This window comes from Flavobacterium sp. SLB02 (assembly GCF_009664855.1).
Lineage (GTDB): Bacteria > Bacteroidota > Bacteroidia > Flavobacteriales > Flavobacteriaceae > Flavobacterium.
On the sequence record NZ_CP045928.1, the window covers coordinates 680,866 to 702,936 of the forward strand.

Below are 22,071 nucleotides of genomic sequence, written 5' to 3' on the forward strand. Positions count from 1 at the left end.
ATATCACGAACCCTAATTGGGTTAATTTTACTTTTGTTAGTACTTGCTATCACCTTGGCTTTACCTATCGTTCAGACAAAAATAGCCAAATACGTTACAGAATCTCTAAACAAAGATTTTAAAACCGATATTACGGTAGACAGAGTTGCTATCAATATTTTTGGAGGAGTAAAACTCAAAAATGTCTTGATTCGTGACCATCATAAGAAAACTTTAATCTATTCAGATATTATCACAACTGATATTTTAAGTATCAAAAGATTGTTAGATGGTGATTTAATTTTTGGCGATCTGCGCTTAACAGGATTGATTTTTAATCTAAAAACCTATAAAAACGAGGACGAAAACAATATTAACAAGTTTATTAAATTGTTTGAAACAAGTCCCGAAAGAACTAAATCGAGTAAACACTTTTTGCTGACAGCAAGAAATGCGTATATCTCAAAAGGTGCTTTTTCTGTTGTGGATGAAAATAAAACGACACCCGTATTTCTTGATTTTAAAAAACTAAACGCCTATATCAGTGATTTTAAATTATACGGTCCTGATGTAAATACTAACATTCATCGTTTTTCTTTTTTAGATCATCGTGGTTTATATGTATCGAACTTTGCAGGTAAATTCAGTTATACAAAAAAGCAGATTAAGGTTGAGAACCTGGCTATAAAAACCAAAAGAACCTGGATTTACGGGCAAGCTACTTTAAATTATAAAGTAGAAGATTTTCTGCATTTTACAGATAAAGTAAAATTCGATGTCGCATTAGATTCCGCCTCGATTGCTTCAAATGATATTCGTTATTTTTTTGACGGATTGGGTAAAAATCAGCATTTTAAAATTAAAACCAAGATCAAAGGAACTTTAAATGATCTTAATTTAAGACATCTTAATCTAAGTGATACCAATGGTTCTAAAATTAACGGAACCATTAATTTTAAAAACCTTTTGGGTACCAAAGCTCAAAAGTTTGCCATGGATGGTAAATTCGACAAGCTGGTTTCAAGTTATGATAATTTAGTGGTGATACTGCCGGGCATTTTGGGTAAAAAGCTTCCTAAAGAACTTAAAAGAGTTGGGAAATTCAATATTGTTGGTAAAGCAAAAGTTTCGACAACAGCATTAGAAGCCGACTTTAAAATGATTACTGATCTGGGTAATGGTCAGGCAGATTTGCATATGAATAATATCGATTTTATTGATAAAGCATCTTATTCTGGAAATATTATTTTGGATAATTTTAATGTGGGTGCTTTACTGAACAGAAAAGATATTGGCAAAACAACTTTAAATCTAGATGTTGACGGAGTTGGTTTTACAGAGAAATACCTGAACACTATTGTAAAAGGAGACATATCCAAATTAGATTATAATAAGTATACCTATAATAATATCGTTGTAAATGGTAATTTCAAATTGCCTTATTATAAAGGAGAATTATCTGTAAATGATCCAAATTTGAGTTTAACATTTGATGGATTGGTAGATTTAAGCAAGCGCGAGAGTAAATATGATTTTCATATTAATGTAGAGAACGCCGATCTTCGAAAACTAAAATTCATAAACGATTCTATTTCTAATTTCCGCGGAGATGCCGTAGTTGAAGTAACCGGAAATTCAATAGAAAACCTTCAGGGAACCGTTTCACTTAGAGATGCTGTTTATCAAAATCCTAAAGCAACTTATACTTTTGATGAAGTAACGGTTAGTTCCAATTTCGATGCTGATAAATTGCGTACCATAACCATCAGTTCAGATGATGTAGTAAAAGGGGAGATCGTTGGTAAATTTCAGTTTGGTCAATTAGATAAACTGGTTATGAATTCGGTAGGTAGCCTGTATACCAATTACAAACCTTATAAAGTAAAAAAAGGTCAGTTTTTGCGGTTCAACTTTCATGTGTATGATAAAGTAGTCGAAATGCTGTATCCGGAAATTAATATAGATTCAAGCACTGTGGTGCGTGGTAAAATAGATTCTGATTTACAAGAATTCAAATTTAGGTTTAAGTCTCAGAAAATTACTGCGGCAAAAAATACATTCGATAATATCCGTATTAATATCGATAATAAAAATGCACTTTATAATGCTTATGTAGAGCTAGATAGTATCAAAACGCCTTATTATAAAATACGTGATTTTAATTTAATCAATGTTACTGCAAAAGATACTCTGTTTGTTCGATCTGAGTTTAAAGGGGGATCAAAAGGAGAAGATTATTTCAATCTGGATTTATATCACACGATCGATAAGAACAAAAATAACATAGTAGGGATCAAGAAATCCGAGATGAAGTTTAAAGACTATTTATGGTATTTAAATGAAAATGACGGAGAGGACAATCAGATTGTATTTGATCAGTTTTTTAAAAACTTTACCATTGATAATATTATTTTATCGCACGAAAATCAGAAAATTGATTTAAACGGAGTCATCAAAGGAAACGATTATAAGGATCTTGTCCTGAATTTTGAAGACGTGGATATCAATAAAATTACGCCATTAAATTCTAAATTTGTATTTAATGGTAATTTGAATGGTAACATCAATTATAAGCAGAATAAGAATGTCTATCAGCCCACGGCGGCCATTTCTATAGATCATCTTAATTTGAATAAGGTTGATTTAGGGACTTTAAAATTCGATATTTCGGGAGACGAAAGTTTCAAGAAGTTTACGATCAATTCCTCTATTCAAAATGGATTTACAGAATCGTTTAGGGCCAACGGAACTTTTGCAATCGAAAACAAAGAGACTTTTCTGGATCTGAATTTAAAACTCGAAGGATTTAATCTGGCTACTTTAGGTACAGTAGGAGGAGATGTTTTATCAAATGTAAGAGGATCTGTTTCCGGAAATGCGGCAGTTGTTGGTAATCTTAAAAAACCGGAGATAAACGGAAGGCTTTATGTGGAAAAAGCCGGAATGACAGTTCCGTACCTTAATACCGATTATGAATTGAGCGACCGAACGGTTATCGATTTAACAGATGAAAAATTCTTATTCAGAAACAATCAGCTAACAGATACCAAGTACGGCACCAAAGGATTGCTGAACGGAAGTATCGAACATCATAATTTTGGCGACTGGAAACTGGATCTGACTATAACCTCAAAACGATTACTGGCCCTTGATACAAAAGATAGTGAAGATGCCGCTTATTTTGGTACGGCTTTTATAAATGGTACTGCAAGTATCAAAGGTCCAACAGAAAATCTATTTATAAAGGTTGATGCTAAGTCCGAGAAAGGAACTGAAGTGAAAATCCCTATTAACAACGCGCAAAGTGTTGGGGAAAGCAGCTGGATACATTTTGTAACGCCGAAGGAAAAATACAACCTAGCCAATGGTATTGTCGAGAAAACAAGAAATTACAATGGACTCGAATTAGAATTTGATTTTGATATTACGCCCGATGCCGAGGTTGAAGTAATTCTGGATAGAAATTCCGGGCACGGTATGAAAGGAAAAGGATACGGATCTTTATTATTTAAGATCAATACACTGGGTAAATTTAATATGTGGGGAGATTTCCAGGCATACGAAGGAACCTATAATTTTAAGTACGGAGGTTTAATAGATAAAAAATTCGCCGTTAAAAAAGGTGGTTCTATTATCTGGGAAGGAAACCCTATGAAAGCCCAGCTGAATCTTGAAGCGGTTTATAAAACATCTGCTAACCCTGCCGTATTACTGGATAATTCTTCTTTCAATAAAAAAGTCCCGGTAGAAGTTGTCATTGGTTTAAGAGGGGATTTAACGAGTCCAGAACCTAATTTTGATATTCAGTTTCCATCGGTGAGTAATGTTCTGAAATCCGAGATACAGTATAAGTTAGATGATAAAGACGTTCGTCAGACCCAGGCTTTGTATTTACTTTCGACAGGTTCGTTTATGAGTCCGGACGGATTCAATCAAAGTGATTTATCAGGAACCTTTGCTGAAACCGCAGCAAGTTTATTAGGCGGAATTATTAAATCAGACAATGATAAGATCAATATCGATTTGAATTTTATATCGGCAGATAAACGAATAGGTCAGGAAGCCGATGGTCAGTTTGTAGCCAATATAACCTCCCAGGTAAACGAAAGAATAACCATAAACGGAAAATTAGGAGTTCCTATTGGCGGTGTAAACGAGTCGGCCATTGTAGGAGATATCGAAATATTATACAGGGTAAATGACGACGGATCGATGAATCTTCGTTTATTCAATAAAGAGAATGATATCAATTATATAGGACAGGGAATTGGATATACGCAAGGAGTTGGTATTTCATATGAAGTCGATTTTGATACTTTTAGCGAGCTGGTCAATAAATTATTTAAGAATCATAAATTAGAAAGAGCCATCAAAAGCTCGTCTGATGATTTGCAGGATTCGTATCTGAATCCGGATTTTGTAAAATTCTCCAATAAAAAAGATGCCGAAAAAGACAAAAAGAAGTCCGATAAAAAGGAAGAAGAGAAACAGCCACAACCTAAAAATAATAATGAAGGACTCATTCCTGACAACGATTTTTAATTAATTGTTAAAAATAATCTTAAAAGAAACCATTCGCTTCGTTGAATGGTTTTTTTTGTGCTAAATTAGGGGCTGATTTATTTTCTTACAAATATAAAATGATGACGAATTTTTATAACACTTCATTTATGTATTGTTAATTTTAAAGATTTAATTAAAATAAGCACGTTTTATTATTTTAAATGAAATTTTTACTATCGAAAAACTTATTAACGAAAACGTTTGAATTTAACAGATTTTATTAATTAATGATAAACATCACCTGAAAAGTGCTGAATGTTTGCTAATTTTACACTTTAATACTTAAATAATGCCAAAAACAATAAAAAAAGTTGGTGTTCTTACTTCGGGAGGAGACTCACCAGGAATGAATGCTGCAATACGATCAGTTGTTCGAACATGTGCTTATCATAATATAGAATGCATAGGAATTTATAGAGGGTATCAGGGAATGATCGAAGGAGATTTCAAAGAAATGGGACCTCGTAGTGTAAATAATATTGTAAACAAAGGCGGAACGATCCTGAAATCAGCTCGTTCAGTTGAGTTTAGAACACCGGAAGGTAGAAAAAAAGCCCACGAAAATCTATTGAAAGCAGGAGTTGATGCTCTTGTTGTAATAGGAGGTGACGGAAGTTTTACCGGAGGATTAATTTTTAATTCAGAATATGGTTTTCCTGTAATGGGGATTCCAGGTACAATTGATAATGATATTTTTGGTACAAGCCATACCTTAGGTTATGATACTGCCTTAAATACGGTTGTAGATTGTATTGATAAAATTAGAGATACGGCAAGTTCTCATAACCGTCTGTTTTTTGTAGAGGTTATGGGTAGAGATGCAGGTCACATTGCTCTTAATGCAGGAATTGGCGCTGGTGCCGAAGAAATTCTTATTCCTGAAGAAGATTTAGGTTTAGACAGGCTACTAGACTCTCTTCAAAAAAGTAAAGCTTCAGGAAAATCATCAAGTATAGTAGTTATTGCTGAAGGAGATAAAATTGGTAAAAACGTATTTGAATTAAAAGATTACGTCGAAGCTAATTTGCCTGAGTATGATGTAAGAGTATCTGTTTTAGGACATATGCAGCGTGGCGGTTCACCATCTTGTTTCGACCGTGTTTTGGCAAGCCGTTTAGGTGTAAAAGCAGTAGAATCCCTAATCGAAGGTAAATCAAATTACATGGTAGGTCTTCAGGCAGATAAAGTTGCTCTGACACCTCTTGAACAAGCAATTAAGGGTAAATCTGAAATTGATAGAGAATTGTTGAGAGTATCTGATATCATGTCAACATAAAATAAAAGTTTAAAAAGGAAAGAAGTTTATTGTGAGGAAATTAGACTTTAAATTAGTGTAATAAAAACAAAAGCAAAAATTAAGTAAAATGTCAAAAGTAAAATTAGGAATAAACGGATTCGGACGTATCGGAAGAATCGTTTTTAGAGAAACTTTCAATAGAGATAATGTAGAGGTTGTAGCAATCAACGATTTATTAGATGTTGATCACTTAGCTTATTTATTAAAATATGATTCAGTTCACGGTCGTTTCAACGGAACTGTAGAGGTAAAAGAGGGAAAACTTTACGTAAACGGAAGAAATATCCGTATTACTGCTGAAAGAAATCCAGCTGACTTAAAATGGAACGAAGTTGATGTTGACGTAGTTGCTGAATGTACTGGTATCTTCACTACTATTGAAACTGCAAACGAGCACATTAAAGGTGGTGCTAAAAAAGTAATTATTTCTGCTCCGTCTGCAGATGCTCCAATGTTTGTAATGGGAGTAAATCACGAGACTGCAAAAGCTACTGATTTAGTAGTTTCTAATGCTTCTTGTACTACAAACTGTTTAGCTCCTTTAGCTAAAGTTATTCACGATAATTTCGAAATTGTAGAAGGTTTAATGACAACTGTTCACGCTACAACTTCAACTCAAATGACTGCTGATGGTCCTTCAAGAAAAGACTGGAGAGGTGGACGTGCTGCAAGTATCAACATCATCCCATCTTCAACAGGAGCTGCTAAGGCTGTTGGAAAAGTAATTCCTGCTTTGAATGGAAAATTAACTGGAATGTCTTTCCGTGTTCCTACTGCTGACGTTTCTGTAGTAGATTTAACTGTAAAAGTAGCTAAAGAAACTTCTTACGAAGAAATTATGGCTGTCTTAAAGAAAGCTTCAGAAAATGAATTAAAAGGTATTTTAGGATATACTGAAGATGCAGTTGTTTCTCAGGATTTTATTTCTGACAAAAGAACTTCAATCGTTGATGCTACTGCAGGAATTGGTTTAAATTCAACTTTCTTCAAATTAGTATCTTGGTACGATAACGAGTACGGATATTCAAGCAAATTAATTGATTTGTCTGTGCACATCGCAGGTTTAAAATAATACTATATTTATACTCAAAATCCCGTTACCTAAAAATAACGGGATTTTCGTATTCTGTTAGGTCTTTAATTAATGTAAAAAATACACTTTTTATTTAGTTAAAGAAAAACTAATCCAAAAACTAAATAAAATGAAATTAATAGTTGATAGTGGATCTACTAAAGCCGATTGGATTGCAATTGATGATAATGGAAAAGTATTATTCACCACACAAACCTTAGGGTTAAATCCTGAAATTCTTGAAGGTCCTGAAATTATCGAAAGATTAAATGACCGTTTTGATATTTTACAAAATAAAAAAAATGCTACACATTTGTTCTTTTACGGAGCAGGTTGTGGAACTGAGAGAATGAAAACAGCGCTTTCGCAAATATTCCAGGAATATTTTGTAAATGCTATTGTAGAGGTTCATGAAGATACCTACGCAGCAGTTTATGCAACTACTCCAAAAGGAGAAGAAGCAATTGTGAGTATCTTGGGAACAGGTTCTAACTGCAGTTATTTTGATGGAAAAGTATTGCATCAAAAAGTACAATCGTTAGGATATATTGTCATGGATGATTGTAGCGGAAATGTTTTTGGAAAAGAATTAATCAGAAAATATTATTTCAATAAAATGCCTAAAGAACTGGCAGTAGAATTTGAAAAAGAATATGATTTAGATCCAGATTTTATCAAAAATAAATTATACAAAGAACCCAATCCAAATGCTTATTTAGCGACTTTTGCTAAGTTTTTAATCAAGCATAAAGACACTGAGTTTTGCAGAAAAATCATCTTTAAAGGGATGAAATCTTTCGTGAAAAATTACATCAAACAATTTGATAACTGCAAAGAAGTTCCGGTTCATTTTGTAGGTTCTATTGCTTTTTATCTAAAAGATGAATTACAAGAGACTTTTGATAAGTACGAACTTCAGTTAGGTAATGTTTTAAGAAGGCCTATTGACGGATTGATTGCTTATCACGTTGCTAATCAATAATTAAAAAAGAAGTATGGAAATTGCTATAATAGCTCACGATGGTAAGAAGGCAGATATGGTTCAGTTTTTAAATAAAAACAAAACACTTCTTCTTCAGGAAAATATTAAACTGATCGCAACAGGAACTACCGGAAGCAAGGCTGTAAATGCAGGTTTTAAGGTAAAAAGAATGCTTTCAGGACCAATGGGAGGCGATGCGCAAATTGCTGCGCGTGTAGCTGAAGGTAAAACGCAAATGGTTTTCTTTTTTAAAGATCCCTTAGCGAGCCATGCTCATGAGGTCGATATTAATATGCTTATTCGTGTTTGTGATGTACACAATGTACCTTTGGCAACAAATGAAGCTTCTGCTCAGCTGTTGTTAAATGCTGTGGCATTGCAATTATAGAATTTCACATCATTAAATATATTCTCAAAACCGTTTCATTTACTGAAACGGTTTTTTATTGCCTTAAAATTGATGATATTAAAATAATTGCTAATGTTTTTTGCTGTATGCTTAAAAATTTGAAATTCACGTATTTGTAGTAATTTTACTCCTTTTTTTAACGTAAATTTGATCTATATGTATTACTAATCTTGAAAAAACAAACTTCAATTGCAATTATTGCTCATGATAATAAAAAAGCAGACATGATTCAGTTTTTAATTAAAAACAGAATTGCGCTTGAGCATGATAAAGTACAACTTATTGCAACAGGGATATTAGAAAGAAATGCTGAGAAATCAGGATTTAAAGTAAAAAAGATGCTTGCGTGCTTAATGGGAGGCGATGCTCAAATCGCATCTAAAGTAGCTGCGGGTAAAATTAATGTCGTCTTTATGTTTACCGATCATTAGTGACCAATGCTCATAAAGTAGATATTAAGATGCTGGTCAGGATATGTGACGTGTATAATGTGCCGCTGGCTACAAGGGAGGCAACGGCACAATTATTTTTAAATGCTATTGTACGGCGATTATAGAAATCTCTACGTTTACATTTTTTGGCAAACAAGCGACCTGAACTGTTTCGCGGGCAGGCGCCGTTTTTTCATCAAAATAAGACCCGTAAATAGCGTTTATAGCAGCAAAGTTATTCATATCCATAATAAAGATTGTTGCTTTAACTACGTTTTCAAAAGTCATGTCTGCAGCCTGAAGAATGGCAGCAATATTTTGCATTACTTGTGTTGTTTCATCATTTATATTTTCGGTAACAAGATCTCCCGTAGCTGGATTTATAGCAATCTGACCGGAGGCATAAAGTGTATTGTCTGATAATATAGCCTGGTTGTAGGGGCCAATTGGAGCCGGTGCTTTGTCAGTAAAGATGATTTTTTTCATGATAAAAGTTTTTAAATACTAAAAGGAAGAATTATAATGTAATTAGAGATTATCAAAGTAAGATTTAAATCTTAAAAAATCCAGTTTCATAATCACTAAAAAGTTTTCAGCTTTAAGTTAATGGACACTTATCGGTTAGAAGTGCTTCGTTTGTTCCACTTAATGTCGCTAAGCATTCCGGATTTGATCCCGATAAAGAAGTTCCAGTTTGAGTTTACACCCAGCGGACTCCAGTTAAAGGCCATTCTCCAGCTCAATAAATCCCTTTCAAAACGGAATTGAGTAAAAGTAACACCTTTTTGTACAAAATCATAACCGGTAGAAACTCCGCCTTTCCATTTTGGGGTAATATCCATATTGGCAGATATCATGATAGAGTTTCCTGTGATCTTATTTTCGCGATTTACATTCGAATATGTCAATGAATAAGCCATTGTCATATCCCATGGTATTTTTGCTTTAAAGAATTCGGTGATCACATCATCTTCGTCATCTTTTTTATTGGCAAACTGGCTGTTTCGGCTGTCATTCAAATCAGTATTGGTTCCAAATAAATCATCTTTACGACCTCCGTTCCGTTCACTTTGCTTGTTTTCCTCTTCTTTTCCGGTTCCTTTATTAGAAAACGAATAGTTTAAAGTTATGTTAGCACTGGTCATTCTAAACAAACTCCCGCCATTGTCAATATTATAAGTATTAATTCTGGCTCCGCCATTATCGATCGCATACGGATCTAATGTAGCACCAAAATTCACATTCATTTTATTGTCAAAAAGTTGTGTTCCACCACTTACAAGAACCGGTTGCCATGCTAAACTTTCTTTTCCGTCAGCATTAAAATTATAACTCGTGCTGAAGTTTAAATTGTTTAACAGCATGATCTTTTTAGGTTCTGTTTTTGTGCTGTCTCTGTCTCTTACTTTAGCTTCAAAAGTATTGCTTAAAGCAAATGATACAATGTTAGAATTGCTTTTACCAGGAGCTCCAAAAATACCACCGTCAAATCTTGAGTAAGTCGAAATTCTTCCTGTAGCATCAACAGTGTAATTATTATAATATTGGTCAAAACTAGGTGTATAGGAATACGTAACAGTTGGACGCATTACGTGACGAATGGATTGAATTCTTTTATCGCTTCCAAAATTAAAGGTACCGTAAATTGTAGTTCCTAAATTCGTACTGAAATTATATGTTCTAAAAGCATCGAAACCATTAACGGTTGTATTTACAATCTGGCCCTTATCTGGATCATAATTTTTATCAATAGTTTTAGTAACCCAAGTTTCCTGGTAGTTGGTAGAGGCTCCTGCGCTAAAATATTTAAATACTTTAAAATTGGTACTAATAGGGATACTGTGCTGCATTCCTATTTGAGCATCTCTAAACATTTGCGGTTTAAAGAACAATGAATCTGTAGTGGTAATATTATTTTTACCGCTCAGGTTATATTGCAGGTTGATGTTCTTGATAAAACCTTTTTTAACTCCGTCTTTTCCAACAAACGGATACACACGGTCGACACTGGCTTGCAAAGTCGGTAAAGTCATCTGAATTTGCTCTGTCTGCGTATTTTGCGAATGCGTTGCTGTTAATGAAAAACGCGCTTGTGGTATCGTATTAAAGGTTCTGTTATATGAAATAGATGAATTTAAAGTATTATTTAAATTCGAACCTACGTTGGCCTGGTTGATTGATCGCTTAAAGTATTTACTACTACCCATATTTACCGAAGCAGAAAAGCTTGAATTTGGGTTCGATTTTGAGTCTTTTGAATGAGACCACTGAATGTTGTAAATATTTTCTTTACTATAGTCAGGATAACCTCGCTCGCTATTGATCAGGTTCTCAAAACGAATATTAAGATTTCCTCTATATTTGTATCTGGTGGCATACGCCGACTCAAAGCGCATGGCGTAACTACCGTTGGTGTAATAATCGGCTAATACCGTTAAGTCGTAATTATCGCTTAAAGCAAAATAATACCCCATGTTTTGCAATGAGAAACCTCTGGTATTTGAGTCATTATAACTTGGTACGATAATACCCGAAACACTTTTTTCCTTAGTCATAGGGAAAAAGGCGAAAGGCAATACTAGCGGAGTAGGTACATCTGCAATTACCATTTGAGTGGTTCCTACAACAACTTTTTTGTTCGGAACGAATTTTACTTTATTTGTTCTAAAATAATATTCAGGATTGTCGATGTCTTTTGCAGTGGTAAAGCGGGCTCCTTTTAAAAAGTAAACCGAATCGTTTTCTTTTTTGGTGATTGCCGCTTTGATTTTAAATTCTCCCTGTTCTGTCCTTGAATTATAAATTAAAGCCTTTTTGGTTTTAAAATTAAATCGGATAGAATCAGGCTGAACTTCGCTTGGGCCTTGTTTAAAATTGGGATATTGTATCAAAACACCTGCGGAATCTCTTATACGACCCGCATAAACTTCATCTTTTTCGAGATTTAAAACAATAATACCTGACTTTAGTTCGACATCTTTATAATATAATTCGGCTTCATTATATAATGTAAGCGTTTTATTTTTCCTGTCATACTTAGCATAATCTTTGGCTTTGTACTTCGTAACAGCGTCTAAAGCGTTCTTTTTAGTCTTTACAGTATCTAACTTTATGGTATCGGCTATGGGAGCCGGTGTTATATCTGTAACAGCAGTTTTGGGTTTATCTGTTTGTTTTACAGTTGGTAACGGCTTTTTTTTGTTTTTTATCTCTTGCGAATATAAATTACCACATCCTAATGTTAGGAAAAATGATAATAAAACGATATTAAATAAGTTTGTATGCAAAGGTTTAAATGCTATTTTTGTAAAATTATGGCTTGTTTTTTGACATGTCAAACTTACATATAATTTTTTGTCAAAAATAATCAATTGTAAAAATTATAGCAGTTACGTTTTATTAAAATTAACTTTTAGATTTATGAACAGATTTAACAAAATTAAAGTAATATTTACTTTTTTTCTAACGATATTGTCTTTTTGTGCATACAGCCAGTCAAATGTTTTTAAGGTAACACTTGATGCTGGGCATGGAGATCATGACTTTGGAGCTGTTTATAGCGGACGGATTGAAAAAAATATTGCTTTGGCCATTGTTTTAAAAGTTGGTAAAATTTTAGAAAGCACGCCCAATATTAATGTGATTTATACTCGTAAAACAGATGTTTTTATCGATTTGGTCGAAAGAGCCAATATTGCCAACAGAGCCAATTCGAATATTTTTGTGTCAATTCACTGTAATGCTAATAAAAATACGGCTGCTGATGGAACAGAAACCTATGTAATGGGTTTAAGTAAACTGGCATCAAATCTTGAGGCTGCGAAAAAAGAGAACTCGGTTATTACCTTAGAGAAAGATTATAAACGTAAATACGAAGGTTATGATCCTAATTCTCCGGAATCTATGATTGGTTTGACTTTAATGCAGGAAGAATATCAGGATAACAGTATTTCACTAGCCAGTAAAATTGAAGATAATTTTGAAAAATTAGGAAAAAAACTAAGACAGGGAGGGGTAAAGCAGGCACCTTTTATGGTACTTCATAAAGCGTATATGCCAAGAGTTTTAGTTGAAACGGGATTTATCTCTAATCCTACTGAAGGAAATATTTTAAATTCTGAAGAGGGACAAAATGATATTGCAAAAGCTATTGCCGAAGCAATTTTAAGTTACAAAAGAGAATATTTTGGTTCCGGAGCTAGTGAATCAAACGATGCGCGACCAGTAAGAGATACTACTCCTGTAAAAGCAAAAGTGGTTGAAACTCCTGCGGTTGCTAAGAATACTCCAAAAGGAACATTCTTTAAAGTACAGCTTATCGCCAGCATTAAAAAAACGCCCTTAGAACCTAAAAATTTTAAAGGACTAAAAAATGTAACAATGATATACGAAAATAATATTTATAAATATTTTTACCAGGAAACTTCGGATTATACAGCTGCTAAAAAATATTTAGAAGAAGCTAAGGATAAAGGATATGGAGCTTCTTTTCTAGTTGCAACTAAAGATGGAGAAAAGATCAGTATTCAAGACGCTATTAAATAATAGCCTTTAGTTCGAATATTTATACTAATTTTGTACAAACACTAAGAATTTTGAAACTAACAAGAGAAATTAAAACGGCTATTTTAGTCATCGCGTCAATTTTATTATTTATCTGGGGCTACAGCTTTTTAAAAGGTAAAGACCTTTTTACAAATTATAAGACATTATATGTAGAATATGATAATGTTGAGGATCTGTCAGCATCAGCACCCGTTACCATAAATGGACTTTCAGTTGGTAAAGTAAGTAAAATTACAATTAATGAATTAACAGGTAAATTATTAGTTGAACTTCAATTAAAAACAGATTTTCCAATTTCAAAAACAAGTAAAGCGGCTTTGTATTCGCCAAGTTTAATTGGTGGAAAACAAATTAAAATTTTGCCTAATCTGGCTGATAAAGATCCGGCAGAGGAAGGACAAACGCTTGTATCTACTGTAGAGATGGGATTAACAGAATCTCTGGGAGGTAAAATCGAACCTATTCAGCAAAAATTAGATTTAATGCTTCTTAACATAAATACTCTGGTATCGGGATTAAATAATGTTTTAGACAAACAAGGGCAGGAGAATCTAAAAAAATCATTGGCAGAATTAAGCCAGACAATGGAGCAGTTTCATAGAGCTTCAGGAAGTTTGAATTCTATTTTAGATACCAATAAAGGTCAGATAAACGGAGTGGTGACAAACTTTAACAAGATGTCAAACAACTTCAATAAGATATCTGATTCTTTAAACAAGGCTGATTTAGGAAAAACAGTTAGAAACCTAAACCAAACTTTGGCTAAAGTAGACGGTATTATGAGTAACTTAAACTCAGGAAAAGGTACTGCCGGTAAATTATTAAGTGATGATGCTTTGTATAACAATTTGGCTAAGACTTCAAAAGAGTTAGAATTGTTATTGCAGGATGTTCGTTTATACCCAACTCGTTATGTAAATGTTTCTCTTTTTGGAAAGAAAAATAAACCTTACGTAGCCCCTGTAGAAGATGCAAATTCAACCGATAAAAAATAATAAGGAATGGGATATTTAGACAATATTTTATTTGCTATACTTTTAATAGCTGGTTTTGGCTTTTTTGCTTCAAGTGTAAAAAAGATTATCAGAAACATTAACTTAGGAGTTGATGTAGATCGTAAAGATAATCCAAAGGCGCGTTGGGCAAATATGGCGATGATTGCTTTAGGGCAGTCAAAAATGGTGAAACGGCCTGTTGCCGGAGTATTGCATATTGTTGTTTATGTAGGTTTTGTTATTATTAATATCGAGTTACTCGAAATCATCATCGATGGTTTGTTTGGAACACATAGAGTTTTTGCTCCTTATTTAGGTGTAGTCTATGATGTTTTAATTGCCGCATTTGAGATATTGGCATTTTTGGTTCTGGTTGCAGTTATTGTATTTTGGATCAGAAGAAATATAATTAAGTTAAAACGTTTTATAAATCCGGATTTAAACGGGTTTCCAAAAAGTGATGCCAATTACATTTTGTATTTCGAGACTGTTTTAATGATTTTGTTTTTATTGATGAATGCTTCTGATTTGCATTTACAAAATGTTCCGGGGGGATTTTCGCATTTTCATAAAGCAGGAAGTTTTCCAATAAGTCAGTTTATTGCGCCAATGTTCAACGGAGTTTCAAACGAACTGGTTGGATTGTTGTTTGAAGTTTTTTGGTGGTTGCATATTGCAGGTATTTTGGTTTTTATGAACTATTTGTACTTCTCAAAACATTTACATATTCTTTTAGCTTTCCCAAATACTTATTTTGCTAATCTGAAACCAGAAGGGCAGTTTGATAATTTGGCATCAGTTACAAAAGAGGTGAAGTTAATGATGGATCCAAACGCAGATCCGTTTGCCGCTGCTCCGGTAGATGAAAACGCTGCGCCAGGTAAATTTGGGGCAAGTGATGTTCAGGATTTAAACTGGGTTCAGCTATTGAATGCTTATACTTGTACAGAATGTGGCCGTTGTACATCATCTTGTCCGGCGAATCAAACCGGTAAAAAATTGTCTCCTCGTAAAATTATGATGGATACAAGAGACCGTTTGCAGGAAGTAGGAAAAAATATAGATGCCAACAAAGGTGTTTTTGTTCCGGATAATAAGACCTTATTAAACGATTATATTACTCCTGAAGAATTGTGGGCTTGTACCTCATGTAATGCTTGTGTAGAGGAATGTCCGGTAAATATAAGTCCGTTGTCTATTATTATGGATATGCGTCGTTATTTGGTAATGGAGCAAAGTGCTGCGCCAATGTCATTGAATGCGATGATGACTAATATTGAAAACAATGGTGCGCCTTGGCAATACAGCCAACAGGACAGGTTGAATTGGAAAAATGAGAATTAAAGAGTTTAAGCGGTTATTTGTTTAACCGTTTAATCGACTAATAAAATAAATTTCGGTTTTAATTTTAAGGAAAAGGTTTATTCAGACGAGAGATTAATCCAATTACCGATTTAATAAAATAAGAAGATGTCAGAAAGTTTAGTAGTACCAACAATGGCAGAAATGCTGGCCGAAGGAAAACAACCAGAAGTTTTGTTTTGGGTGGGTTGTGCGGGAAGTTTTGATGATAGAGCAAAAAAAATTACAAAGGCATTTGTACGAATCTTAAATCGTACTAATGTTTCTTTTGCGGTTTTGGGTACTGAGGAGAGTTGTACCGGAGATCCTGCAAAACGCGCCGGAAATGAATTTTTGTTTCAGATGCAGGCCATGATGAATATCGAGGTTCTGAATGCTTATGAAGCTAAAAAAATTGTTACGGCTTGTCCGCATTGTTTTAATACTTTAAAAAATGAATATCCTGAATTAGGAGGTCAATATGATGTAGTGCATCATACGGAGTTTTTAAAGTCGTTAATGGATGAGGGAAGATTAACTGTTGAAGGAGGTCAGTTTAAAGGGAAAAAAATCACTTTCCACGATCCTTGTTATTTAGGAAGGGCCAATAAAGTTTATGAAGCACCAAGGGATTTAATTGAAAAACTTGATGTAGAGCTGGTCGAAATGAAACGTTCTAAAGCGAATGGTTTATGTTGCGGAGCGGGTGGAGCACAAATGTTTAAAGATGCTGAACCAGGAAACAAAGAAGTAAACGTATTACGTACAGAAGATGCTCTGGAAGTAAAACCGGATATTATTGCAGCAGGTTGTCCGTTTTGCAATACAATGTTAACTGATGGTATTAAACATCAGGAAAAAGAAGGACAAGTAAAAGTAATGGATATTGCGGAGTTAATTGCTAATGCGCAAGATTTGTAAAAAAGTGGCTAAGGTTCTGGGATACTAAGCTGCTAAGTTTTTTTGCTGGAAACCTGAAATTTTAAACTTGAAACTTTTCAAATCCAATAATCTAAAATCTAAAATTTAAAAATGTATATACCTTTTGAAAATTTACCTGGTGAATCCAGAATTTGGATTTACCAATCAAACAGAAAGTTTTCTGAGGAAGAATTTTCTGAAATAGAAACTGACCTGAAAGCTTTCGTAGAAGGCTGGGCAGCTCACGGAACAAGTTTAGAGGCTTCATACCAACTAAAATACAACCGATTCATTATTTTGGCTGTAAATCAGGATGTGCAGGCAGCTACAGGATGTTCTATAGATAGTTCAGTGGAGTTTATCCAAAGTTTAGAGAAAAAATACCACGTTGATTTGCTTGATAAGATGAACGTTACTTTTAAACTTGGTGAACACATAGCTCATAAACCATTAATTGATTTCAAGAAAATGGTGAAAGATAAATCGGTATCTGAGAATACGATTGTCTTTAATAACCTTGTAAACAATATCGAAGAATACAACGAATCGTGGGAAGTTCCTGCTGCCGATAGCTGGCATAGCAGATTTTTCTAAGAAGAATTTATAATAAAAAAAAAAGGCATGAAATTTAGATTTTATGCCTTTTTTTGTTTTAAGAATATCACATTTACGAGTAAACATGCTGGGTTTAACTCTGTGGATCTTACAAAAATAAAAGCCTCTAATTTAGCCCCGATGGGAGTGATATCCTTTTTTGCCGTTGTTGGGCAGAAAAGATATAACGGACAGCGGGACAGATGGTTATTTTGGAAAAGTGATTTTTTGCTTCTTATTTAAATTATGAATTATTAGTTATGAATTATGAGTGTAAAGTTCTTCTTGTGAAGCCTATGGATCGCTCAGACTGACAGAGATAATGTTAGAGTAATTGTTTTAAATATCTAACGATCTAATACTCTGGTACATTTAATCTTCACAAAAATCTAACAATCTAAATCTTCGATTAAATGCTATTTTTGAGTACTTTCGTAGTATTAAATTTAATACATGAAAATAGCTATAGTTTGTTATCCGACATTTGGCGGTAGTGGCGTAGTTGCTACAGAATTGGGTCTTGAATTAGCCAGACGCGGACACGAAATCCATTTTATTACTTATAGTCAGCCGGTTAGGCTGGCACTTTTGAATCCTAATGTTCATTATCACGAAGTAAACGTTCCTGAATATCCTCTTTTTCATTATCAGCCTTATGAATTGGCTTTGTCAAGCAAATTGGTTGATATGGTGAAATTATATAAGATTGAAGTCTTGCACGTGCATTATGCTATTCCTCACGCTTATGCGGGCTATATGGCCAAGCAAATGCTGAAGAATGAAGGCATTAATCTGCCAATGATTACAACGCTTCACGGAACTGATATTACTCTTGTTGGAAATCACCCTTTTTATAAACCCGCAGTGACCTTTAGTATCAATAAATCTGATTATGTTACTTCTGTTTCGCAGAGTCTGAAAGATGATACTTTGAAACTCTTTAAAATCAAGAATAAAATCAAGGTAATTCCTAATTTTATTGAGCTGGATAAGGTGAGAAAAGATCCGCAGCAGCCTTGTCACCGTTATGTAATGGCCAAGGAAAATGAGCGTATCATAACGCATATCAGTAACTTTAGAAAGGTAAAACGTATTCCGGATATTATTAAGATTTTCTATAATATCCAGAAAGAAATGCCAGCTAAATTGATGATGGTGGGTGATGGTCCTGAGAAAGAAAAAGCGGAAATTTTATGTATGGAACTGGGAATTTACGACAAGGTAATTTTCTTTGGAAACAGTAATGAAATTGATAAAATTTTATGTCTTACTGATTTGTTCCTGCTTCCGTCAGAAACAGAAAGTTTTGGTTTGGCAGCTTTAGAAGCAATGGCTTGCGGGGTTCCGGTAATTTCGAGTAACTCGGGAGGTTTGCCGGAGGTTAATTTTGATGGTATTTCGGGATATTTGAGTGATGTTGGGAATGTCGAAGAAATGGCTGCAAATGCAATTAAGATTCTTAAAGATGATAAAACGCTGAATGAATTTAAAGCAAATGCGCTGGAAGTAGCGAAGAAATTCGATATCAAAAATATATTGCCTAAGTATGAAGCTTTGTATCAAAAAGCAATAGACGATTATAAAGAATAGAACATAATTTAAAAATACTCGTAAATGAAAAAAGTAATTTCGGTTTTAATAATTTTTGTTTTGATTTCTTGCGGAGCAAAAAAAACAGCAGATTCAGGTTCGAAAGTTTTGTATGAGGTTTTGACGGAACAATCTGACGGTGGTGGGAATATTAAGTTTTTTGAAATTTTGACTGAACCTAATGAAATCAAAATGTTGGAAAATGACCCGCTTTTAAAAGATAAAATGAAACATGACGATATTAGTAATTCGAATTATGTTATCCTGAACATGGGGGAGAAAAATACCGGCGGATACTCTATTGGCGTTGAAAAAGTGGAAGAAACCGATAAGAATATTATCATTACGATAAAAGAAGTAAGTCCAGCTCCGGATGCGATGGTGATGCAGGTGATTACCTATCCTTATACGGTGGTAAAAGTGCATTCGAAAAAAGAGATTATTATTAAATAAGCATTCTTTAGGTTAAATTCAATGCTGAGCCTAATGAAAACAAAAAAATCCTGTCGCTTTTCAACGACAGGATTTCTTTTTACAATTATTTTTTAGTTTTAATTTAGAATCTAAATTTAACTCCTAAACCTACATCGAATCCAAAATTGTCATCATCATAGTATCCAGAACCAATTTCTGGTCTTGCATCTAATGAAAGTGTAATAGGTGCTTCGCTAAATCTGTATTCTATACCGATATCTCCAGCTGCAAATACGTATGTTCCGCTGTCGTTATACTTAAAATTGTTGTTGTAGTAATCGTGATCCCATGCAGCAATACCACCACCAACACCAGCGTACCAGTTAAAACCTCCGTCGATGTTCCAAACCCATTGGTAAAGAGCAACTCCTTTAATGGCGTCTACATTACTGCTGTTTCTAAAACCTAAATCAAATTCAAGTCTGTTTTTTTGGCTTAAGCCTAATTGATATGATACCTCGCCACCAAATCCGTTGTTATCTCCTAAACGTACTCCTAAAGCGTGTTTTGAAATTTCTTGTGATTGAGCTGTGAATGCTATTCCTAATAGCATAAAGGCAGATAAAATGATTTTTTTCATAAAAATGGTTATTTAATTTTTTTCAAATGTACAGTTACGTGTTGAGTAGAAACGTATAATATTTTTGAAAATTGTTATATAATTCACATTTTTGAATTTTAATTTCATTTTGTTAAAGGCTTCGGTGTCAGTTATAATGCGTGATTTGGACTTTTGAAGCAGTTTTAGGATTATTTTTTAAGGATGATCGAGGAAATTAATTGGGAGCTTAAAATGTCTTCCATCTCGAAAAGATTTTCTTCTTCTGTAAAATTACTTTCAGTATAAGAGTATAATTTCCAACGCTTTTTGTGGTATTCTAGCGCAGTTAGATTTTCGACCCAATCGCCGGAATTTAAATATAAGGTAGATCCGTGTTTGTTTTCTTTAGTTATGATTTTTGGTTCATGTATATGTCCGCAAATTACATAATCGTATTTTTTTTCGATGGCTAAATCTGTAGCGGTAGTTTCGAAATCTGAAATGAATTTGACAGCCTTTTTTACACTTGCTTTTATTTTTTTAGAAAAAGAATACGGTTCGCGGCCTAATTTTGCCAAACACCAGTTGGCAAATCGATTGCTCAAAATTAGATAATCATATCCTAATCCGCCTAGTTTTGCGATCCATTTTGAGTGCTGAACAGAAGCGTCAAAAACATCTCCGTGAAAAATCCAGGCTTTTTTATCGTCTAATTCTAAAACCAGTTTATCAACCAGTGAAAAATTTCCCATGTTCATATCGCTGAATTTTCGAAGAATTTCATCGTGATTTCCAGTGATGTAATACACTTTTGTGCCCTTAGATGCCATCCCGATTATGCGTTGAATGACCCTTAAATGTGCTTTAGGGAAGTATGATTTTCGAAACTGCCAGGCGTCAATTATATCGCCGTTTAAGACTAATGTTTTGGGCTTAATGCTTGATAGGTAGTTGTTTAGTTCTTTAGCGTGACTTCCGTAAGTTCCCAAATGGACATCTGAAAGAATGACCAATTCGACATTTCGTTTTTTCAATTTTTCTTTTTTTGAAGTTTAACAAATAAAAGAAACTCCTAGCAGAGATATTTTATCAAAAGGTTATCAATTTGGCCACAATTTTAATAAATTGTGATTTTTAAACTCCTTAACCTTTAGTTAATAATACTAATTTTAAATTTTTTAATTTAATTCATAAAACTTACATTTGCTCAAAACAAATTACAATGGCAGGAAATAGCTACGGCACCCTATATAAAGTTACAACATTTGGAGAATCTCATGGTGAAGCTTTAGGTGGAATTATTGATGGTTGTCCATCAGGAATTGAACTTGATTTAGAAGCAATTGAACTTGAAATGTCCAGAAGAAAACCAGGACAATCAGCAATTGTAACACAACGAAAAGAACCCGATGCAGTGCAGTTTTTATCTGGTATTTTTGAAGGTAAAACTACGGGAACGCCAATTGGTTTTATTATCCCCAATACCAATCAAAAATCTGATGATTACTCTCATATAAAAGACAATTACAGACCAAGTCACGCTGATTATGTATACGACCAGAAATATGGTTTTCGTGATTATCGCGGAGGCGGAAGGAGTTCTGCTCGTGAAACCGCAAGCAGAGTAGTGGCAGGGGCAATTGCAAAGCAAATGTTACCGGAAATTAAAATTAATGCTTATGTTTCGTCTGTTGGGCCAATTCATTTAGATACGCCTTATCAGGATTTAGATTTTTCTAAAATAGAAAGTAACCCTGTTCGTTGTCCGGATGAAAAATCGGCAGCAATTATGGAAGAATACATTCGCGATATCCGCAAGCAGGGAGATACTGTAGGTGGTGTTGTTTCGTGTGTGATTAAAAACGTTCCGGTTGGTTTAGGTGAGCCGGTTTTTGATAAATTACATGCCGAATTAGGAAAAGCAATGCTTTCTATCAATGCCGTGAAAGGTTTTGAATACGGAAGCGGATTTTCAGGTTCTGAAATGAAAGGAAGCGAACATAACGATTTATACAATCCTGACGGAACGACAAAAACAAATCTTTCAGGAGGAATTCAGGGCGGAATCAGCAACGGAATGGATATCTACTTTAGAGTAGCTTTTAAACCTGTTGCCACTATCATGCAAACCCAGGATTCATTAGATAATAAAGGAAATATCACACCAATGACGGGTAAAGGTCGTCATGATCCGTGTGTTGTACCACGTGCTGTGCCTATTGTTGAGGCTATGGCAGCAATTGTTTTGGCTGATTTTTATTTAATCAACAAAACATATTAATAAAAATTAAGGCAGTGAGGGTCTTAATATTTAAT

The 22,071-nt window shown here is 34.1% G+C and carries 18 protein-coding genes; 14 read left to right on the plus strand and 4 right to left on the minus strand.

Translation table 11 applies throughout. The features are described from left to right. Positions 1-33 precede the first annotated feature (33 nt). The 6 genes from GIY83_RS03000 to GIY83_RS25140 all read left to right on the plus strand — a co-directional run bounded on the left by GIY83_RS03000 (position 34) and on the right by GIY83_RS25140 (position 8,733). Positions 34-4,521 carry a translocation/assembly module TamB domain-containing protein gene (locus tag GIY83_RS03000; protein WP_229029198.1) on the plus strand — a complete coding sequence of 1,496 codons (4,488 nt, stop codon included), beginning with the start codon at positions 34-36 and terminating at the stop codon, positions 4,519-4,521. 310 nt (positions 4,522-4,831) lie between these two features. Continuing rightward, complete coding sequence (gene pfkA, locus GIY83_RS03005; RefSeq protein WP_055096466.1) at positions 4,832-5,818, plus strand: 6-phosphofructokinase; 987 nt, start codon at positions 4,832-4,834, stop codon at positions 5,816-5,818. A gap of 88 nt (positions 5,819-5,906) precedes the next feature. Continuing rightward, positions 5,907-6,911, plus strand: coding sequence for a type I glyceraldehyde-3-phosphate dehydrogenase (gene gap / locus GIY83_RS03010; protein ID WP_173972168.1), 1,005 nt, complete (start codon positions 5,907-5,909; stop codon positions 6,909-6,911). Positions 6,912-7,041: 130 nt separating this feature from the next. After that, positions 7,042-7,893, plus strand: coding sequence for an N-acetylglucosamine kinase (locus GIY83_RS03015; RefSeq protein ID WP_194618933.1), 852 nt, complete (start codon positions 7,042-7,044; stop codon positions 7,891-7,893). Between the two features lie 13 nt (positions 7,894-7,906). Then, positions 7,907-8,281 (plus strand): methylglyoxal synthase, encoded by a 375-nt coding sequence (locus tag GIY83_RS03020; RefSeq protein WP_072959961.1) that lies wholly within the window; start codon positions 7,907-7,909, stop codon positions 8,279-8,281. Positions 8,282-8,472: 191 nt separating this feature from the next. Continuing rightward, positions 8,473-8,733 carry a hypothetical protein gene (locus tag GIY83_RS25140; protein ID WP_370514234.1) on the plus strand — a complete coding sequence of 87 codons (261 nt, stop codon included), beginning with the start codon at positions 8,473-8,475 and terminating at the stop codon, positions 8,731-8,733. A gap of 105 nt (positions 8,734-8,838) precedes the next feature. Here the strand turns inward: GIY83_RS25140 and GIY83_RS03030 are convergent, their stop codons facing one another. Beyond that, positions 8,839-9,219: a RidA family protein gene (locus tag GIY83_RS03030; protein WP_208684649.1), complete on the minus strand. Its 381-nt coding sequence runs from the start codon at positions 9,217-9,219 to the stop codon at positions 8,839-8,841. Positions 9,220-9,347: 128 nt separating this feature from the next. After that, positions 9,348-12,071, minus strand: coding sequence for a putative LPS assembly protein LptD (locus GIY83_RS03035; RefSeq protein WP_370514235.1), 2,724 nt, complete (start codon positions 12,069-12,071; stop codon positions 9,348-9,350). Between the two features lie 82 nt (positions 12,072-12,153). Between GIY83_RS03035 and GIY83_RS03040 the strand changes: the two genes are divergently transcribed. The 7 genes from GIY83_RS03040 (at position 12,154) to GIY83_RS03070 (ending at position 19,193) form a co-directional block, all read left to right on the plus strand. Further along, complete coding sequence (locus GIY83_RS03040) at positions 12,154-13,278, plus strand: N-acetylmuramoyl-L-alanine amidase (RefSeq protein ID WP_194618927.1); 1,125 nt, start codon at positions 12,154-12,156, stop codon at positions 13,276-13,278. Between the two features lie 50 nt (positions 13,279-13,328). Next, entirely contained in the window at positions 13,329-14,294 is a 966-nt protein-coding gene (locus tag GIY83_RS03045; protein WP_194618924.1) for an MlaD family protein, read from the plus strand. 6 nt (positions 14,295-14,300) lie between these two features. After that, positions 14,301-15,638, plus strand: coding sequence for a (Fe-S)-binding protein (locus tag GIY83_RS03050; RefSeq protein ID WP_194618922.1), 1,338 nt, complete (start codon positions 14,301-14,303; stop codon positions 15,636-15,638). A gap of 126 nt (positions 15,639-15,764) precedes the next feature. After that, entirely contained in the window at positions 15,765-16,556 is a 792-nt protein-coding gene (locus GIY83_RS03055) for a (Fe-S)-binding protein (RefSeq protein ID WP_194618920.1), read from the plus strand. A 111-nt stretch (positions 16,557-16,667) separates the two neighbouring features. After that, positions 16,668-17,150: an ABC transporter ATPase gene (locus GIY83_RS03060; protein WP_194618918.1), complete on the plus strand. Its 483-nt coding sequence runs from the start codon at positions 16,668-16,670 to the stop codon at positions 17,148-17,150. 453 nt (positions 17,151-17,603) lie between these two features. Beyond that, on the plus strand, positions 17,604-18,740 hold the full coding sequence (bshA, locus tag GIY83_RS03065) for an N-acetyl-alpha-D-glucosaminyl L-malate synthase BshA (RefSeq protein ID WP_194618916.1): 1,137 nt from the start codon (positions 17,604-17,606) through the stop codon (positions 18,738-18,740). A gap of 24 nt (positions 18,741-18,764) precedes the next feature. After that, entirely contained in the window at positions 18,765-19,193 is a 429-nt protein-coding gene (locus tag GIY83_RS03070) for a protease complex subunit PrcB family protein (protein ID WP_194618914.1), read from the plus strand. A 103-nt stretch (positions 19,194-19,296) separates the two neighbouring features. On the opposite strand, the gene GIY83_RS03075 is transcribed toward GIY83_RS03070, so the two are convergent. Beyond that, positions 19,297-19,794 carry a hypothetical protein gene (locus tag GIY83_RS03075; RefSeq protein ID WP_194618912.1) on the minus strand — a complete coding sequence of 166 codons (498 nt, stop codon included), beginning with the start codon at positions 19,792-19,794 and terminating at the stop codon, positions 19,297-19,299. Between the two features lie 170 nt (positions 19,795-19,964). Beyond that, on the minus strand, positions 19,965-20,789 hold the full coding sequence (locus GIY83_RS03080; protein WP_194618910.1) for a UDP-2,3-diacylglucosamine diphosphatase: 825 nt from the start codon (positions 20,787-20,789) through the stop codon (positions 19,965-19,967). Between the two features lie 188 nt (positions 20,790-20,977). Between GIY83_RS03080 and aroC the strand changes: the two genes are divergently transcribed. Next, positions 20,978-22,036 (plus strand): chorismate synthase, encoded by a 1,059-nt coding sequence (gene aroC / locus GIY83_RS03085; RefSeq protein WP_194618908.1) that lies wholly within the window; start codon positions 20,978-20,980, stop codon positions 22,034-22,036. The last annotated feature ends 35 nt before the right edge of the window (positions 22,037-22,071 follow it).

Bases quoted from the DNA above. Each gene is read 5' to 3' on its own strand.
- GIY83_RS03070 (WP_194618914.1), top strand. From the start codon at position 18,765: ATGAAAAAAGTAATTTCGGTTTTAATAATTTTTGTTTTGATTTCTTGC.
- GIY83_RS03015 (WP_194618933.1), top strand. From the start codon at position 7,042: ATGAAATTAATAGTTGATAGTGGATCTACTAAAGCCGATTGGATTGCA.
- GIY83_RS03050 (WP_194618922.1), top strand. From the start codon at position 14,301: ATGGGATATTTAGACAATATTTTATTTGCTATACTTTTAATAGCTGGT.
- GIY83_RS03075 (WP_194618912.1), bottom strand. From the start codon at position 19,794: ATGAAAAAAATCATTTTATCTGCCTTTATGCTATTAGGAATAGCATTC.
- bshA (WP_194618916.1), top strand. From the start codon at position 17,604: ATGAAAATAGCTATAGTTTGTTATCCGACATTTGGCGGTAGTGGCGTA.
- GIY83_RS03030 (WP_208684649.1), bottom strand. From the start codon at position 9,219: ATGAAAAAAATCATCTTTACTGACAAAGCACCGGCTCCAATTGGCCCC.
- GIY83_RS03020 (WP_072959961.1), top strand. From the start codon at position 7,907: ATGGAAATTGCTATAATAGCTCACGATGGTAAGAAGGCAGATATGGTT.
- pfkA (WP_055096466.1), top strand. From the start codon at position 4,832: ATGCCAAAAACAATAAAAAAAGTTGGTGTTCTTACTTCGGGAGGAGAC.
- aroC (WP_194618908.1), top strand. From the start codon at position 20,978: ATGGCAGGAAATAGCTACGGCACCCTATATAAAGTTACAACATTTGGA.
- gap (WP_173972168.1), top strand. From the start codon at position 5,907: ATGTCAAAAGTAAAATTAGGAATAAACGGATTCGGACGTATCGGAAGA.
- GIY83_RS03040 (WP_194618927.1), top strand. From the start codon at position 12,154: ATGAACAGATTTAACAAAATTAAAGTAATATTTACTTTTTTTCTAACG.
- GIY83_RS03060 (WP_194618918.1), top strand. From the start codon at position 16,668: ATGTATATACCTTTTGAAAATTTACCTGGTGAATCCAGAATTTGGATT.
- GIY83_RS03055 (WP_194618920.1), top strand. From the start codon at position 15,765: ATGTCAGAAAGTTTAGTAGTACCAACAATGGCAGAAATGCTGGCCGAA.